This is a genomic window from Paraburkholderia phymatum, assembly GCF_038900715.1.
Classification (GTDB): domain Bacteria; phylum Pseudomonadota; class Gammaproteobacteria; order Burkholderiales; family Burkholderiaceae; genus Paraburkholderia; species Paraburkholderia phymatum_A.
Window position 1 is genome coordinate 16,689 of record NZ_JAYMRZ010000034.1, and the last position, 16,930, is coordinate 33,618.

The 16,930-nt window shown below is 64.2% G+C and carries 13 protein-coding genes; 9 read left to right on the forward strand and 4 right to left on the reverse strand.

What is annotated here, in order from left to right:
* Window positions 1-266: 266 nt before the first annotated feature.
* The 8 genes from apbC (at window position 267) to VSR68_RS38400 (ending at window position 8,146) form a co-directional block, all read left to right on the forward strand.
* On the forward strand, window positions 267-1,355 hold the full coding sequence (apbC, locus tag VSR68_RS38365) for an iron-sulfur cluster carrier protein ApbC (protein WP_342944735.1): 1,089 nt from the start codon (window positions 267-269) through the stop codon (window positions 1,353-1,355).
* A gap of 229 nt (window positions 1,356-1,584) precedes the next feature.
* Window positions 1,585-2,115 carry a superoxide dismutase family protein gene (locus VSR68_RS38370; protein WP_342944736.1) on the forward strand — a complete coding sequence of 177 codons (531 nt, stop codon included), beginning with the start codon at window positions 1,585-1,587 and terminating at the stop codon, window positions 2,113-2,115.
* Window positions 2,116-2,421: 306 nt separating this feature from the next.
* Entirely contained in the window at window positions 2,422-2,991 is a 570-nt protein-coding gene (dcd, locus tag VSR68_RS38375) for a dCTP deaminase (protein WP_087734426.1), read from the forward strand.
* A gap of 83 nt (window positions 2,992-3,074) precedes the next feature.
* The gene (locus VSR68_RS38380) at window positions 3,075-5,357 is read left to right on the forward strand and encodes an arginine/lysine/ornithine decarboxylase (protein WP_152757943.1); all 2,283 of its coding nucleotides are present in this window, start codon (window positions 3,075-3,077) and stop codon (window positions 5,355-5,357) included.
* A 2-nt stretch (window positions 5,358-5,359) separates the two neighbouring features.
* Window positions 5,360-6,097 carry a lysozyme inhibitor LprI family protein gene (locus VSR68_RS38385; protein WP_428983684.1) on the forward strand — a complete coding sequence of 246 codons (738 nt, stop codon included), beginning with the start codon at window positions 5,360-5,362 and terminating at the stop codon, window positions 6,095-6,097.
* A 293-nt stretch (window positions 6,098-6,390) separates the two neighbouring features.
* Window positions 6,391-7,071 (forward strand): CsgG/HfaB family protein, encoded by a 681-nt coding sequence (locus VSR68_RS38390; RefSeq protein WP_342944737.1) that lies wholly within the window; start codon window positions 6,391-6,393, stop codon window positions 7,069-7,071.
* A 26-nt stretch (window positions 7,072-7,097) separates the two neighbouring features.
* On the forward strand, window positions 7,098-7,466 hold the full coding sequence (locus VSR68_RS38395) for a DUF4810 domain-containing protein (protein ID WP_342944738.1): 369 nt from the start codon (window positions 7,098-7,100) through the stop codon (window positions 7,464-7,466).
* Window positions 7,467-7,468: 2 nt separating this feature from the next.
* Window positions 7,469-8,146, forward strand: a complete 678-nt coding sequence (locus VSR68_RS38400; protein WP_342944782.1) for a DUF799 domain-containing protein — start codon at window positions 7,469-7,471, stop codon at window positions 8,144-8,146.
* Window positions 8,147-8,212: 66 nt separating this feature from the next.
* Here VSR68_RS38400 and VSR68_RS38405 read toward each other — a convergent pair whose 3' ends face one another.
* From VSR68_RS38405 to VSR68_RS38415, 3 genes are all read right to left on the reverse strand, one after another.
* Complete coding sequence (locus VSR68_RS38405) at window positions 8,213-9,133, reverse strand: bestrophin family protein (RefSeq protein ID WP_342944739.1); 921 nt, start codon at window positions 9,131-9,133, stop codon at window positions 8,213-8,215.
* Window positions 9,134-9,287: 154 nt separating this feature from the next.
* The gene (gene argH, locus VSR68_RS38410) at window positions 9,288-10,694 is read right to left on the reverse strand and encodes an argininosuccinate lyase (protein WP_342944740.1); all 1,407 of its coding nucleotides are present in this window, start codon (window positions 10,692-10,694) and stop codon (window positions 9,288-9,290) included.
* A gap of 153 nt (window positions 10,695-10,847) precedes the next feature.
* Window positions 10,848-11,663: a helix-turn-helix transcriptional regulator gene (locus tag VSR68_RS38415; protein ID WP_342944741.1), complete on the reverse strand. Its 816-nt coding sequence runs from the start codon at window positions 11,661-11,663 to the stop codon at window positions 10,848-10,850.
* 430 nt (window positions 11,664-12,093) lie between these two features.
* Here VSR68_RS38415 and VSR68_RS38420 point away from each other — a divergent pair, with 430 nt between their 5' ends.
* A complete protein-coding gene (locus VSR68_RS38420; protein ID WP_342944742.1) occupies window positions 12,094-12,846 on the forward strand; it encodes a class I SAM-dependent methyltransferase in 753 nt (250 codons plus the stop codon).
* 771 nt (window positions 12,847-13,617) lie between these two features.
* Here the strand turns inward: VSR68_RS38420 and ppc are convergent.
* Window positions 13,618-16,686 (reverse strand): phosphoenolpyruvate carboxylase, encoded by a 3,069-nt coding sequence (ppc, locus tag VSR68_RS38425; protein ID WP_342944743.1) that lies wholly within the window; start codon window positions 16,684-16,686, stop codon window positions 13,618-13,620.
* Between the last annotated feature and the right edge of the window lie 244 nt (window positions 16,687-16,930).

Genomic DNA, 16,930 nt, shown 5'->3' on the forward strand with positions numbered 1-16,930 from the left:
GAGTAAGACTTGGTAAGACGGTCGACACACAGATGCAGGGCCCGCGATCGCGCCGATAGCCAGAAAGGGTCTTCCGGCAAGCCCCGGCGCCAGACACTACAATGACGACTGAGTCAGCGACGATTCGGCCCTATAGCAAACTTGCGCGGCAAGCGTGCCAATGAGACAGGTTTTAGGCAATGCCGGCTAACAATTTCTTTCAATATTTCCGGCGTGTCGCGCATCCTTCGATCGCGCGCCACGCCGAGCGTTCCCACGGAGACTCAATGAGCATCGATCGGGCTTTGATAGACGCGGCCCTCGCAGCCATCACCGACCCCAACACGCAGCGTCCTTTCGCCGCGGCTAAAAATTTCAAGAACGTCACCGTCGATGGTGCCATGGTCAGCGTCGACGTGGTACTCGGCTATCCGGCCAGGCGCCAGTTCGACACGATCCGCGCGCTCGTCGCCGATGCGCTGCGCGGCGTGCCGGGCGTCGCCGAAGCGCGCGTGCAGGTATCGCAGGACATCGCCGCGCATACGGTGCAGCGCGGCGTGAAACTGTTGCCCAACGTGAAGAACATCGTGGCCGTCGCGTCCGGCAAGGGCGGCGTCGGCAAGAGCACGACGGCCGTCAATCTGGCGCTGGCGCTCGCGAGCGAGGGCGCATCGGTGGGCATCCTCGATGCCGACATCTATGGCCCGTCGCTGCCGATGATGCTCGGCATCGAAGGCCGTCCCGAGTCGCCCGACGGCCAGTCGATGCACCCGCTGACGGGCCACGGCCTGCAGGCGAACTCGATCGGCTTTCTGATCGAGCAGGACAACCCGATGGTGTGGCGCGGCCCGATGGCCACGTCGGCGCTCGAGCAACTGCTGCGGCAGACCAACTGGAAGGATCTCGATTATCTGATCGTCGACATGCCGCCGGGCACTGGCGACATTCAGTTGACGCTGTCGCAGCGCGTGCCCGTGACAGGCGCCGTGATCGTCACGACGCCGCAGGACATCGCGCTGCTCGACGCGAAGAAGGGCTTGAAAATGTTCGAGAAGGTTGGCATTCCGATTCTCGGCATCGTCGAGAACATGGGCCTGCACATCTGCTCGAACTGCGGCCACGAAGAGCATATCTTCGGCTCGGGCGGCGCCGAGCGGATGTCGAAGGAGTACGGCGTCGACGTGCTCGGCAGCCTGCCGCTCGACATCGCGATCCGCGAGCAGGCCGATTCGGGTCATCCGACGGTGGTCGCCGACCCGGATGGCCGCGTCGCCGAGATCTATCGGACGATTGCCCGCAAGGTCGCGATTCACATCGCCGAGCGTTCGCGTGACATGAGCTCGAAGTTCCCGACCATCGTCGTGCAGAACACGTAAGACGCACCGCGTCGCCCAACGCGCGATCGGGACGTCGTGCAGCGGGCGGCGGCTCGCGGCGCAGAGCGCGGCACGATCCGGCCGGGCCGGCCAGGCCAGCCGGTCGAACAAGTATTCAGAAGGCGGGTTGAAAGGGGTCTGAATGCGGGCCCGCTCGCGGTATCATGTCGGCTTCATCAGGTCCGGCAACGCGGTCGCGGGGACGGCCGGCGCTCGACAAGAGGATCGCATGAGAAAACGAATCGGCGGCGAGGCGATCAAGACGAGCATCGTCCTGGCTGCGACCTGTGTCCTGTTATCGGGGTGCAGCTTCCTTAGGCCGCAGGAGAAGCGCGCAGACGCGCAGTTGGTGCCGACGCTCGGCAACAACGCGCGCGGGATGGTCACGTTCATCGAGCACTCGGACGGCGTTCAGGTGACCTACAACCTGACGGGGCTGCCGCCCAACAGCGATCACGCGCTGCAGGTCCACGAGCGCGGCGACTGCAATTCCGCCGACGGCTCGGGCGCGGGCGCCATATTTGCGCCGGCGGCGGAGCGCCTGAAGATCGGCACGCGCGTCGAAGGCGATCTCGGCAATATTCACGCTGACGCAGCGGGCGTGGCGGCGGGCTTTATCGTCGCGCCGGACGTATCGCTCGACGGCGTGCGCTCCGTGATGCAGCGCGCCGTGCTGCTGCATCGCGACGCGTCCGATCCCTACGCGTATCCGCAGCACGGCGCCGGCCCCGCCATCGCATGCGGGCTGATCCGCCCGTAACTTCCTGTCGTTCATCAGTTGCGCTCGCGCATCGCGCGTCGTTGCGCCGCACTGGCCAATCGTTTGCGCAGCGCGCAAATTCATCGTTCTTCGTCCGTACTCCCTAGCCATCCAATCGGACGTCAGCCGCGGCGTTTTTTCCGGTGAACGCACGAAGCGAAGCGCGTGAGCCGACGCGATACACGCCGCATCGGGCACGCGTGCCGTGATCGCGTAAAATAAGCGCCTTTCGTCCGGCGGCGCGCGCTCCGTGAGCGGCGCGCGAGCGTCAGCCGGCCCGACACAACCCGTCAGCAGCGTTCACCTATGAGCATCAAATCCGACAAGTGGATCCGGCGCATGGCCGAAGAGCACAAGATGATCGAGCCGTTCGCGCCGAATCAGGTGCGCGCGACGGAAGACGGTCGCAAGATCGTCAGCTATGGCACCTCGAGCTACGGCTACGACATTCGCTGTGCCGACGAATTCAAGATCTTCACGAACATCAATTCGACGATCGTCGACCCGAAGAACTTCGACGAGAAGTCGTTTGTCGATTTCAAGGGCGACGTCTGCATCATCCCGCCCAACTCGTTCGCGCTCGCGCGGACGGTCGAATATTTCCGCATTCCGCGCAGCGTGCTGACGGTGTGCCTCGGCAAGTCGACCTACGCGCGTTGCGGCATCATCGTCAACGTGACGCCGTTCGAGCCGGAATGGGAAGGGCACGTCACGCTCGAATTCTCAAATACGACACCATTGCCTGCGAAAATCTACGCGAACGAAGGCGTTGCGCAGGTGCTGTTCTTCGAAAGCGACGAGATTTGCGACGTATCCTACGCGGATCGCGGCGGCAAGTACCAAGGTCAGCATGGCGTGACGTTGCCTAAGACGTAACGATAACGCGCATTGAATCACCTGCTATCCAGGTGACCGCTGCGCAGCACTAAGCAGCGGTCGTTCTTTTTGGAGAATCGCCCATGAAGTTTCGTTTTCCCGTCGTCATCATCGACGAAGATTTCCGCTCCGAGAACATCTCCGGTTCCGGCATCCGGGCGCTTGCCGAAGCTATCGAGAAAGAAGGCGCGGAAGTGCTGGGTCTCACGAGCTATGGCGATCTGACCTCGTTCGCGCAGCAGTCGAGCCGCGCGTCGTGCTTCATCCTGTCGATCGACGACGACGAGCTGCTGCCGTACGTCGAGAACGGCGACGACCAGGTGCCCGAACTGGCGCCCGCGATCATCGACCTGCGCGCGTTCGTCGCCGCCGTGCGCCGCCGCAACGCGGACATCCCGATCTTCCTGTACGGCGAAACGCGCACGTCGCGGCACCTGCCGAACGATATCCTGCGCGAGCTGCACGGCTTCATCCACATGTTCGAGGACACGCCGGAATTCGTCGCGCGCCACATCATCCGCGAGGCGAAGGTGTATCTGGATTCGCTCGCGCCGCCGTTCTTCAAGGAGCTGGTGCAGTACGCGGACGAAGGCTCGTACTCGTGGCATTGCCCGGGCCACTCGGGCGGCGTCGCGTTCCTGAAGAATCCGCTTGGCCAGATGTTCCATCAGTTCTTCGGCGAGAACATGCTGCGCGCGGACGTCTGCAATGCCGTCGACGAACTCGGCCAGCTGCTCGATCACACAGGGCCTGTCGCGGCGTCGGAGCGCAACGCGGCGCGCATCTTCAGCGCGGACCATCTGTTTTTCGTGACCAACGGCACCTCCACGTCGAACAAGATCGTCTGGCACGCGACCGTCGCGCCCGGCGACATCGTGCTCGTCGACCGCAACTGCCACAAGTCGATCCTGCACGCGATCACGATGACGGGCGCGATCCCCGTGTTTCTCACGCCGACGCGCAATCACTTCGGCATCATCGGCCCGATTCCGCGCGACGAGTTCAAGCCGGAAAACATCCGCAAGAAGATCGAAGCGAATCCGTTCGCGCGCGAGGCGCTCGCGAAGAATCCGAACCTCAAGCCGCGCATCCTGACGATCACGCAGAGCACGTATGACGGCGTGATCTACAACGTCGAGATGATCAAGGACCTGCTCGGCGACATGCTCGACACGCTGCACTTCGACGAAGCGTGGCTGCCGCACGCCGAGTTCCACGAGTTCTATCAGGACATGCATGCGATCGGCGCGGGCCGTCCGCGCACGGGCGCACTCGTGTTCGCGACGCACTCGACGCACAAGCTGCTCGCGGGCATCTCGCAGGCTTCGCAGATTGTCGTGCAGGACTCCGAGAACAGCACGTTCGACCGCCACCGTTTCAACGAGGCGTATCTGATGCATACGTCGACGAGCCCGCAATACGCGATCATCGCGTCGTGCGACGTGGCCGCCGCGATGATGGAGCCGCCGGGCGGCACGGCGCTGGTCGAGGAATCGATCGCGGAAGCGCTCGACTTCCGCCGCGCGATGCGCAAGGTCGATGCCGAATACGGCGACGACTGGTTCTTCAAGGTGTGGGGCCCGGAAGAGCTCGCGGAAGAGGGCATCGGCTCGCGCGACGACTGGATGCTGCGCCCGAACGACCGCTGGCACGGCTTCGGCGCGCTCGCGGACGGCTTCAACATGCTCGACCCGATCAAGGCGACGATCATCACGCCGGGCCTGGACGTGGACGGCGAATTCGGCGAGACGGGCATCCCCGCCGCGATCGTCACGAAGTACCTGGCCGAGCACGGCATCATCGTCGAGAAGACGGGCCTGTACTCGTTCTTCATCATGTTCACGATCGGCATCACGAAGGGCCGCTGGAACTCGATGGTCACGGAGCTTCAGCAGTTCAAGGACGACTACGACAACAACCAGCCGCTGTGGCGCGTGCTGCCCGAGTTCGTCGCGCAGCATCCGGCGTACGAGCGCATCGGCTTGCGCGATCTGTGCGAGCAGATTCACAGCGTCTATCGCGCGAACAACATCGCGCGCCTGACGACCGAGATGTACCTGTCGAGCATGGAGCCCGCGATGAAGCCGTCCGATGCGTTCGCCAAGCTCGCGCACCGCGAGATCGACCGCGTGCCTATCGACGAACTCGAAGGCCGTGTCACGTCGATCCTGTTGACGCCGTATCCGCCGGGCATTCCGCTGCTGATTCCGGGCGAGCGCTTCAACAAGACCATCGTCAGCTATCTGCGTTTCGCGCGCGAGTTCAACGAGCGCTTCCCGGGCTTTCATACGGATATCCACGGCCTCGTGGGCGAAACGATCAACGGGCGCATCGAGTACTTCGTCGACTGCGTGCGCGACTCGTGATCATGAAGCAGGCACCGCGCTTCGGACTTCGGCGTCGTGCGCGCGCGGCTGCATGCGCGGCGCTGCTGGGCGTGCTCGCGTCGCTCGCCGCGCTGACGTTCGCGCCCGCTGCGGCGCGCGCGGAAGCGGCGGCGGCCGACCCGATCGACGCATCGATGCGCATGTGTCTCGCGCGCGCGGACATGTCTTCGGCGGCGGGGCAGGTGCATTGCACGGACACGGCGCGGCTCGCGTGGCAGACATCGATGGACCAGTCGTTCCAGCAGGTGCTCGCGAAGGTGCCCGACGCGCAGCGCAAGAAGTGGCAAGAGAGCCAGCGCCGCTGGCAGGCGTGGCGCGACGCCGACGGCAAGCTGCTCGCGGCCGTGCTCGCCACGACGCAGGGCACCTCGTATCAGATCGCCGGCGCGGACATGCAGTTGCAGCCCGTGCGCGACCGCGCGCTCGCGCTGCGCACCGTCGCGGCGAACGCGGGCAAGCAGGACCCGAAGACGCGTCCGCGCGCGTGTTCGTTCGACGCGCAATGCGAGCACGCGATGTTCGATCTGAACCGCTACTACCGGCGTCTGCATGCGAAGCTGCCCGCGCATGCACGCTCGACATTGACGCGCGCGCAACGCGCGTGGACCGCGTATCGCGACGCGACCGTTCCGCTGATGGACGCGCGCACGCAAATCGACATCATCGGCGCGCGCGTTGCGCTGTTGAAGCGCATGGGCGATACGGCCGGCAACGATTGAGTCGCGCTGTCGCCAGCATCGCATTCCTTCCAGTCTCCAGGTTATTCATCCGGCAGGCGCATCGCATTGCGCCTGCTGACGTTTGCCCATGCCATGCCGCGCGGCTTCGCGTGACATGCGCGCATCGTGACGATGCGCAAATCCCTTCATGCGCCGAATGACAGTTTTTTAAAGTTGCAGGTGCAAGTGCCGGTATCTTTCGTCTCGCTATCAGAGCGACCGACGCAAGCGCGGCACACCGCCCGATCCGGAAGGCCGCTCGTAGCGCGAGTCATTCTTTGAACGGGACCAACATGTCGAAACCATTCACACCTTGCGCATTGCTCGTCGCAGTATTGGCCGCCGCGGCACTGGGCGGATGCGCGACCGAGGCGTCGCGCTCGCTGCCGACGCCCGAGGTCAGCAGTGCAAACGTACCGCACGCCGGCAAGCCGGTGCCTGTCGCCGTCGGCAAGTTCGACAATCGCTCGAGCTATATGCGCGGCATCTTCTCCGACGGCGTCGACCGAGTCGGCAGCCAGGCGAAGACGCTGCTCGTCACGGCGTTGCAGCAGAGCCGCCGCTTCTCGGTGCTCGAGCGCGACAACCTGAGCGAAATCAGGCAGGAAGCGCAGATCGCCAACAAGGCGCAGCAACTCAAGGGCGCCAACTATGTGATCACCGGCGACGTGACCGAGTTCGGTCGAAAGGAAGTCGGCGACCAGCAGCTGTTCGGCATTCTGGGGCGCGGCAAGAGCCAGGTCGCCTACGCGAAGGTCAGCCTGAACATCGTCGATACGACGACGTCGGAAGTGATTACGTCCAGCGAGGGCGCCGGCGAATACAGCCTGTCGAACCGCGAGATCATCGGCTTTGGCGGCACCGCGTCGTACGACTCGACGCTCAACGGCAAGGTGCTCGATCTAGCCATCAAGGAAGCCGTGAATCACCTCGTCGAACAGGTCGACGCGGGCGCGCTGCAGGCAGCGAAGTAACACCACCCATCACGATCAACAAGAACATGTCGAAGCGATTCAATTGGCGGACCGGCTTTGCGCTGCCGGCCGCGGCAGCGTGCGCGCTGTTGTCCGCGTGCGCGAGCACGACGAGCAGCGTCGCGCTCTATCAATGGGACGGCTATCAGCCGCAAGTCTACGAGTACTTCAAGGGGCAAAAGAGTCCGCTCGAGCAGATCGATGCGCTCGAAAAGGCACGTCAGCAGATTCTCGCGAAGGGCGCATCGGTTCCGCCGGGCTTCCATGCGCATCTCGGGATGCTGTACGCGAGCGTCGGCAAGAGTCAGGAAGCGAAGCAGGAACTGCTCGCCGAGAAGCAGTCGTTTCCCGAGTCGTCGACGTATATGGACTTTCTGTTGAGCAAATTCCAATGACCATGAAGCGCTTCTTTTCATTCAAGCTGATCGCCGCGCTGTCGGTGCTGTTCACGTTGACGGCATGCGTCGCCCACGCGCCCCGCCAGGCCGACTACACCGCGTTCCGCAACAGCAAGCCGAAGACGATTCTTGTGCTGCCTCCCGTCAACAACACATCGGATGTGAGCGCCACGTACGGCATGCTGTCGCAGATGACGATGCCGCTCGCCGAGGGCGGCTATTACGTGGTGCCCGTCGTCGAGATGGATGAGACGTTCAAACACAACGGCCTGACCACTTCGAACGACATCCAGAGCGTCACGCCCGACAAGCTGCGCAGCATCTTCGGCGCCGATGCGGCGCTGTACACGACGATCACGCAGTACGGTTCGAAGTTCATGATCGTCGACAGCACGACGGTTGTGACAGCCGGCGCGAAGCTCGTCGACCTACGCTCGGGCGACACGCTCTGGCAGGGCACGGCAAGCGCGACGGGCAAGGAACTGGGCAATAACTTCAGTGTGAATACGGGTGGACTGATCGGCGCAATGGTGCAGGCGGCCGTCAAGCAGGTCGCGCATTCGCTCGCGGACGAATCGCATGACGTAGCGGGACTGACGAGCCGCAAGCTGCTGTCGAGCGGCGGCCCGAACGGCCTGCTGTATGGTCCGCGTTCGCCGAAGTACGGCACGGACTAACGTCGTCGTGACAAACGCGCGCGCCTGGTGTCGCCGGCGCGTGTTTCATCGAAGCATGCTCACGCGTTACGTGAGCAGATAGTCGTCCTTCAAACCCGCGCTGTGCAACGAAGGCTGTGCGAGCAGATCGCGGGCGGCGTCTTCGATGGTGGCGGAGAGCGCATCGAGTGCCAGGTCGTTGTCGTCGGTGCCGAATGGCTCTTCGATCTGCGATGCGATCGCGTCGAGCGCCATGAACGTGTACGCGACGAACACGGAAAAGATCGGCGTGAACGCACCGACGCTCTCCACGAGGCCGAACGGCAGCGCTGCGCAGAAGAAGTACACGGTGCGGTGGATCATCACCGAATACGCGAACGGCAGCGGCGTCGACACGATCCGCTCGCAGCCGCCGATCACATCCGACAGTCCGTTGAGGTTGCGGTCGATCGCGTGAACCGTCCACGCGTCGAGCTTGCCGTCGCGGGCCTGACGCTGCACCCATTCGCCGAGCCAGAGCAGGATCGTCGCGGGACGATAGCGCGACATCATGACGCGTTCGAAGAGCGCTGTGTCGAGCCTTTTCGACAGGTCCTGCGACGGATCGGTGCCTCTCAGCTGATGACGCAGCGCATGCGCAAACGCGCCCAGCACCTGTACGAATTCATGCGTGTCGTTCGCGGAAATCTGTGCGGATGGCAGCGTCAGCACCTGACGCGTGAGCGAGCGCGTTTCGTTGAGCAGCTGTCCCCAGAGCTTGCGCGCTTCCCAATAGCGGTCATAGCTCGCGCTGTTCCGAAAGCCGAGAAAGATCGCGAGCGCAATGCCGATCAGCGAGAACGGCGTGGTGCTGACGTTCACGTTGATATGCAGCACGTGAACATGCACGGCGAGCGCGACGATCGAGATCAGCAGAATGAGGCCGAGGCGCGGCAGCAGTTCGGGCAGGACGGAGCCGCGCCACGCGAGCAGCATGCGGAACCAGTGGAGTTGCGGGCGGATGATCATGACGATGTGAGTCCTGTGCGGGCAATTGCATCGTGATGGTATCGAATGGTGCCGGCCTTTGCTCTGCGTGGCGGAGCTCATCAGAAACGAAAAAGGCGAATCCTCGTCAGAGAATTCGCCTTTGGCACAAAGCAAACAGAACCCGAAGAAGCGCTTAGTTCATCGCCGCCCGCGCAGCCGCAATCGCCGCCCGCACCTGATCCGGCGCAGTGCCGCCAGGATGATTGCGGCTCGCCACCGAGCCTTCCAGAGTCAGATAAGCAAACACATCGTCGCCGAGCAGCGATGCGACGTTCGGCAGCTCGGCCTTCATCTCGTCGAGCGAAAGATCGGCGAGATCGCAGCCGCGCTGATCGCAGATGCGTACCGCGTGCGCCACCGCTTCGTGCGCGTCGCGGAACGGCAGGCCGCGCTTGACGAGATAGTCGGCGAGATCGGTCGCCGTCGAAAAGCCTTGCAGCGCGGCCGAGCGCATCGCGTCGGGCTTGACCGTGATGCCCGCGACCATTTCGGCGAAGATGCGCAGCGTATCGGCCACCGTATCGACGGTATCGAACAGCGGCTCCTTGTCTTCCTGGTTGTCCTTGTTGTACGCGAGCGGCTGGCCCTTCATCAGCGTGAGCAGCGCCATCAGATGGCCGTTCACGCGCCCCGTCTTGCCGCGCGCGAGCTCGGGCACATCCGGGTTCTTCTTCTGCGGCATGATCGACGAGCCGGTGCAGAAGCGGTCCGCGATATCGATGAAGCCGACGCGCGGGCTCATCCACAGCACCAGTTCTTCCGAGAAGCGCGATACGTGCGTCATCACGAGCGCCGACGCCGCCGTGAATTCGATCGCGAAGTCGCGGTCGGATACGGCGTCGAGCGAGTTCGCGCAAATGCCGTCGAAGCCGAGCGTCTTCGCGACGGCATGACGGTCGATCGGATAGCTCGTGCCCGCGAGCGCCGCCGCGCCGAGCGGCAGACGGTTCACGCGCTTGCGGGTGTCGAGCATGCGCTCGGCGTCGCGCGAGAACATTTCGACGTAAGCGAGCAGGTGATGGCCGAACGTGACCGGCTGCGCGACCTGCAGGTGCGTGAAGCCCGGCATGATCGTAGCGGCGTTCTTGTCCGCGAGGTCCAGCAGCGAGACGCGCAGATCCTTCAGCAGATCGCCGATGCGGTCGATTTCGCCGCGCAGCCACAGGCGGATATCGGTCGCGACCTGATCGTTGCGCGAGCGGCCCGTGTGCAGACGCTTGCCCGCATCGCCGATCAACGCGGTGAGGCGCGCCTCGATGTTCAGGTGCACGTCTTCGAGATCGAGTTGCCATTCGAACTCGCCGCGCTCGATTTCACCCTTGATCTGCGCCATGCCGCGCTGGATCGCAGCGAGGTCGTCGGCGCTGATGATCTTTTGCGCGGCCAGCATCGACGCGTGCGCAAGCGAGCCTTCGATGTCGACGAACGCGAGACGCTTGTCGAAGAAAACCGACGACGTATAGCGCTTGACGAGTTCCGACATCGGCTCGGAGAAGCGAGCCGACCAGGCTTCGCCTTTTTTATGCAGTTGGGACGTCATGGTGATGGGCAGTGTGCGAGGTGAAGACGCGGACGGCGCGGCATCGCTGCGCCGCCTCGGGAAGACATCGATTTTAACACCCGCCGAGCGGCGAACCTTGCGGCGCGGCTTGATGAGCGGATCAGGCAGATAGCGTGGACGACGACGCGGAGATCATTCTTCGCGCACGAGCACGACGAGCTTCAGGTCTTCGCGATGCGCGGGCTTGAACGTGATCTGGTTGTAGACGACATGGCCGTCGCGCGGATGGTTGAACTGGCGCTGGCCGCCTTCGCGCTCGTTGACGTCCTGCGACGCCCAGAAGCGCGCAAACGCGTCGCTTGCCGCCGACAGCGAATCGATCAGCGTGCGCGTGGGCGCGTCGTTCTGGTGGCGGATCGAATCGGCGCGATACTCGGCGGCAAGGCGGCGCGCGCGGATTTCCCAGTCGACGATCAGGCTGCGCGCATCCGGGGAGAGAAACGTGTAGCGCAGCAGATTGCGGTCATGTTCGCCGTCGAGCCAGCCGACGAACAGATCGGCGGCCGGCGCGTTCCACGCGAGCGCCGTGAACTGGCGGTCGAGCACGTAGGCCGGCGCGTTCACGAGCTGGACGGCCTTGAGCAGCATCGCGGGGGCATCGGCGGCGGCGGGGTCGGGCTCGGCCGGATCGCGCTGGGCGGCCAGTTCGAACAGATACGCGCGCTCGGCCCGCGACAGCTGCAGCGCGACGGCAATGCGCGCGAGCGCATCGGCGGACGCAGAGACAGGCCGTCCCTGTTCGATCCACGTGTACCAGGTGGGGCTCACGCCGCACAGCTGGGCGACTTCTTCGCGGCGCAGGCCGGGCGTGCGGCGGCGCGGGCCGGGCGGCAGGCCGACGGCTTGCGGCGACAGGCGCTCGCGATGCGCGCGGATGAACTCGCCGAGCGCGCGGGCGGGCGATGCATCGAGGGGCGGGGCGGAATCGGCGGGAGACGGCGTGGTCATGTTGCGGACTGCGGTGGCTAGTAATCTCGATACCAGAATAATCGCTTGACTTGTACCGGTACAGGGCGGGCTCTATTGTAGCGACTGGAACGGAGCGTGCGAATACGCGGGCTCGTTCCAGTCCTCGACTATGAGCGTCGCAGACAACCCTGAAAGGGCTGCAAGCATTTGCATGAGACGGGTAGAGCGCTGACGCGTCAGCTTGGGTCGACAATTTTCGTCAACGTTGTATGGGACGGGAGTAAGGCGCTGAGGCGTCAATTCCCGTCGACTAATTGGTATGGGACCGGAGTAGGCGCTCCGCATGGGGCTGGAGTAAGTGCTAAAGCACTCACTCCGGCCGACAGCTAAAGCGCCAATTCCGGTCGACTACTTTGTATGGGACCGGAGTAGCCGCTAAAGCGCCAACTTCGGTCGACAGGAGCACACGATGAAGCATCACGAACAGGTGGCCGATGCGTTCGGCTCGACAGCGGCCGCGTATCTGACGAGCCAGGTGCACGCGACGGGTGCGGACTTGCAGGCCCTGGCGGCGGCCGTCTCGGCGACGCCGGGCGCGTCCGTGCTCGACATGGGGTGTGGGGCGGGGCACGCGGGTTTTGCCGTTGCGCCGCACGCCGGGTCCGTCGTCGCGTATGACATCGCGCCACAGATGCTGGCCACCGTCGACGCCGCCGCGCGGGAGCGCGGGCTGTCGAACATCCGGACCTCGCGGGGCGCGGCCGAGAAGCTGCCGTTCGCCGATGCTTCGTTCGACTGGGTGATCAGCCGGATGAGCGCGCATCATTGGCACGACGTGCCGCTGGCGCTCGCCGAAGTGCGGCGGGTGTTGAAGCGAGGCGGGCGTGTGCTGTTCATCGACATTGCCGGCAGCGATCATCCGTTGCTCGATACGCATCTTCAGGCAGTCGAAGTTTTGCGCGACGCTTCGCATATCCGCGACTATCGCGTGGACGAGTGGCTCGCATTTTTCGCCGCCACCGGGTTTTCCGCGGTCGTGCGCGAGCGGTGGCGCCTGCCGATCGAATTCGCTTCGTGGGTCGCGCGGATGAGGACGCCCGAGGCGCGCGTCGCTGCGATCCGCTCTGTCTGGGCTTCGGCGCCGGATGAAGTGCGCGAATACTTCGATGTGCAGGACGATGGGTCGTTCAAGCTCGATGCGTTGATGATCGAGGGGTGTTGAGTTTTTTTTGTCTGCGACGGCTTTTTCGGTTTTTGTGGCTTGCTGCCGGCATCCGCGATGCGCCTCGCGGCGCGGGCGTTGCCCCTGTGCGGGGCGGCACCTACTTTTCTTTGCCGCCGCAAAGAAAAGTAGGCAAAAGAAAGCGGGCTCACACCGCCAGCCCTTGACGTTTACCCACGGGCTCTCAACGTCCCCATCCTACATGCGGCAATGTGCCAGCTCATGTTCGTTGCCAACGCGCCAGCTAAACGCCTCACCCGCTTCATGCACGTGTGGCACGGCTAACGGTATCGAACGTTTCAGCGCAGCATGTCGGTAGTGAATGAAGTTGTTGTGTCGTACAGGGCATCGCCCTCACTTGAGCCGCATCGCGTGGCGAGGGTTTCCCGTGCGGTGCGAATGCCTACACACAGTTTGCCGCAAAGGGGCACCGGCTATTCGATATCGCGAGCCGCGATGCGGGTGCGTGAAGCAGGTGAGGCGCTTGAGCAGTGCGCTGGCAACGAATGCAAGCCAGCACACTGCCGCATGAAACACGGGGACGTTGAGAGCCCGTGGGTAATCGTCAAGTACTGGCGGTGTGAGCCCGCTTTCTTTGCTTACTTTCTTTGCGGCGGCAAAGAAAGTGAGTGCCGCCCCGCACAGGGGCAACGCCCGCGCCGCGAGGCGCATCGCGGACGCCGGCAGCAAGCCATAAAAACCAAAAAGCGGTCGCAGACAAAAAAGAAAAAGCGGCGAATCAAAAAAGACCCGCCGCCCGCAGGGCAAAGATTAACCAGTATTCCTCAATCCCGCCGCAATCCCATTGATCGTCAAATGAATCCCGCGCCGAACGCGCAGGTTCGTATCCCCGCCGCGGTGCCGCTTCAAAAGCTCCACCTGCAGGTGATTCAACGGATCGAGATAAGGGAAGCGGTTCTTGATCGAGCGCGCGAGCAACGGATTATCGGAAAGCCGTTCCTTCCTGCCCGTGATCTCGGTAAGCACATTCGACGTCCGCTCCCACTCAGCGACGATGCGCTCGAACACATGCTTGCGCAGCTTCTTGTCGGTGACGAGCGCCGCATAGCGCGACGCCACCGCGAGGTCCGTCTTCGCGAGCACCATGTCCATGTTGGACAGCAGGGTCGAGAAGAACGGCCACGTCTTGTGCATCTTGCGCAGCAGGTTCAACCGGCGCTCGCGCTCCATGTTCGAGTCGGACGCGTCGAGCCATCCGGCGACGGCGCTGCCGAACCCATACCAGCCCGTCAGCAGCAACCGGCATTGCCCCCATGAAAAGCCCCACGGAATTGCGCGCAGGTCCTCGATCTTGCGTTGCTTCGGGTCCTGCAGCTTGCGCGACGCCGGCCGGCTGCCGATGTTCAGCTCGGCGATCTCCGAGATCGGCGTCGACGAGAAGAAGTAGTCGGTGAAGCCCGGCGTCTCATAGACGAGCGCGCGGTACGACGCCATCGCGGCGTCGGAGAGCGTCTGCATCGTCTCCTCGAAGTCGGGCAGCTGCGCGGGCGCATTGCCGTGCGGCAGCAGCGAGGCTTCGAGCGTCGCGGCAACGACCGTCTCCAGATTGCGCCGGCCGATCTCCGGGTTGCCGAACTTGCTCGCGATCACTTCGCCCTGTTCCGTCAAGCGGATCTGGCCATCGACGGTGCCAGGCGGCTGCGACAGGATCGCCTGATACGTCGGGCCGCCGCCGCGTCCGACCGTGCCGCCGCGGCCATGGAACAGACGCATCGTGATGTTGCGCTCGTTGAAGAGCGACACGAGCGCAAGCTCCGCGCGATACAGCTCCCAGTTCGACGTCAGGAAGCCGCCGTCCTTGTTGCTGTCCGAATAGCCGAGCATCACTTCCTGCTCTTTGCCCTGGTGCTCGATGATCGCATCGATGCCCGGCAGCGCGAGCAGGTCGCGCATGATGTGCGGCGCGTTGCGCAAGTCGGGAATCGTCTCGAAGAGCGGGATCACCATCAGGCCGGCGCGCGCCGGATCGACGGGATTGCCGAGCGAGCCTTGCAGCAGCCCCGCTTCCTTTTGCAGCAGCATCACTTCGACGAGATCGCTCACCGTCTCCGTGTGCGAAATGATGTAGTTGCGCACCGCGCGCGCGCCGAACTTCTCGCGCGTCACGCGCGCCTGTTCGAGCACGCCCAGTTCGCTCTTCACGAGATCCGAGTACTCGACGTACGGCGAGCGCAACAGGCGCGGCTGCGACAGTTCCGCGAGCAGCACGCGCTGCTTGTCCGCTTCGGGCAGCGCGGCGTAATCGCTTTCGACACCCGCGCGGCGCAGCAGCTCGGCGATCACCGCTTCGTGAATGTCGGAGCTTTGGCGCAGGTCGATGCTCGCCAGATGGAAGCCGAACACTTCGGCCGCGCGCGTCAACGGCGACAGTCGCGGCGTCGCGAGCGACGCGCCGTGATGCTCGGCGAGCGACTCGATCAGCACGTGCAGATCGCGCACGAACTCCGAAGCGTCGCCATACGGGATCGCGCGAATCTTCGGCACGCCGGGGCCCGCGCTGCGCACGGGCACGACGCCTTCACCGAGACGCACGCGCGCGCTCGCGGCAAGGCGCGTGTAGATGCCGATCAGCGCGCGCCGGTACGGCTCGTCGGTGCGATGCGGCGAGTGATCGGGCGAGGCGTCCGCGAGCGCCTTCACCGCGTCGCTTGCGCCCGCCAGCAGATTCGACACCGACAGCTCCGCGCCGAGCTTGTGCACCTGCTCCAGATAGTGCTCGAAGATCACCGCAGCCTGGCGCGTGATCGCGTTTTCGAGCGTTTCGCCCGTGACGTTCGGATTGCCGTCGCGATCGCCGCCGATCCAGCTGCCCATCTGGAAGAAGGACGGCAGGCGCGCGTCGAGGCCGTGCTCGACCAGCGCTTCTTCGATATCGGCGTAGAGCGCGGGAATCTCTTCGAGGAACGTCGCGCGGTAGTACGACAGCGCGTTCTCGATTTCATCGGCGACGGTCAGGCGCGAATCGCGCAGCATGCGCGTTTGCCACAGCGACGTCACGCGCGCGCGCAGCAACGAGTCGTTCTGCAGGCTCTCGCGCGCGGTCAGCGGCTGGTCGCGCTCGGCGAGGAGCCGCGCGATGTCGTGCTGCGCGTCGAGAATGCTCTTGCGCTGCACTTCCGTCGGGTGCGCCGTCAGCACGGGGACGATCAGCGCGTCGTTGAAGAACTGCTGCAAGACGGGCGTCGCGGCGGCGTTCGCTTCGACGAGACGGTCGAGCGCGTGCGCGACCGTGCCCGGCTGCGACGTCGAGCCGGCCAGATCGTGAATGCGGTGCCGGCGGTTGCGATGGCGGTCTTCGGCGATGTTCGCGAGATGCGAGAAGTAGCTGAACGCGCGCACGACGCTCACCGTCTGCTCGGGCGACAGCGCGCGTAGTTTCTTTTCGAGCGTCTGCGCGGCGACGCTGTCGTCCTCGCGGCGAAAGCGCACCGCGTGCTGGCGAATCGTCTCGACCACGTCGAACACTTCGTCGCCTTCCTGCTCGCGCACCACGTCGCCGAGCAGCCGCCCCAGATAGCGGATGTCCTCGAAGAGCGGCTGGTCCTTGTCCTCACGCGTGCGGGCGTTGTCTTTCAGTGGCGCGGCCTGCTGCTTGCTGCCGCCGTTGTTCTTGATTCGTTTCGACAGGCTGTTGGCGGCCGCCTTGGCCGCCTTGGTCTTCGTGGATTTGCCGGTCTTGCCGGATTCGAGGGCTTGCGTTGCTTTCAGGGCCTTCGCGGCCTTGACAGCCTTGACGGCGGAAGCGGCCGATGCGGCGTTTGCAGCGTCGGGCGAGGCAGTGTTGCGGCGGGCAGGGCGCGCCGATCCGGAAGACGTCACGATGTTTCCTCAGGAAAGCCAGGGTCTAAAGAATGTGGACTGCAACTTCGGTTACTGCGGGGAACTGCGCTAAAAGCCTGTCAACGAAGCGGCGCGCGATGGAGGAAGGGCCGGTTGTGCGTGCTGCGCCGCATTAGATGATCGCGCATGCGGCGCATCGACGCGCGAACGACCGTGCTCGGGCTTCTGGCGGCCACGCAAGTCACGAATCGATACGGCTCATGGAGCAGTCCGCTGCCGACAC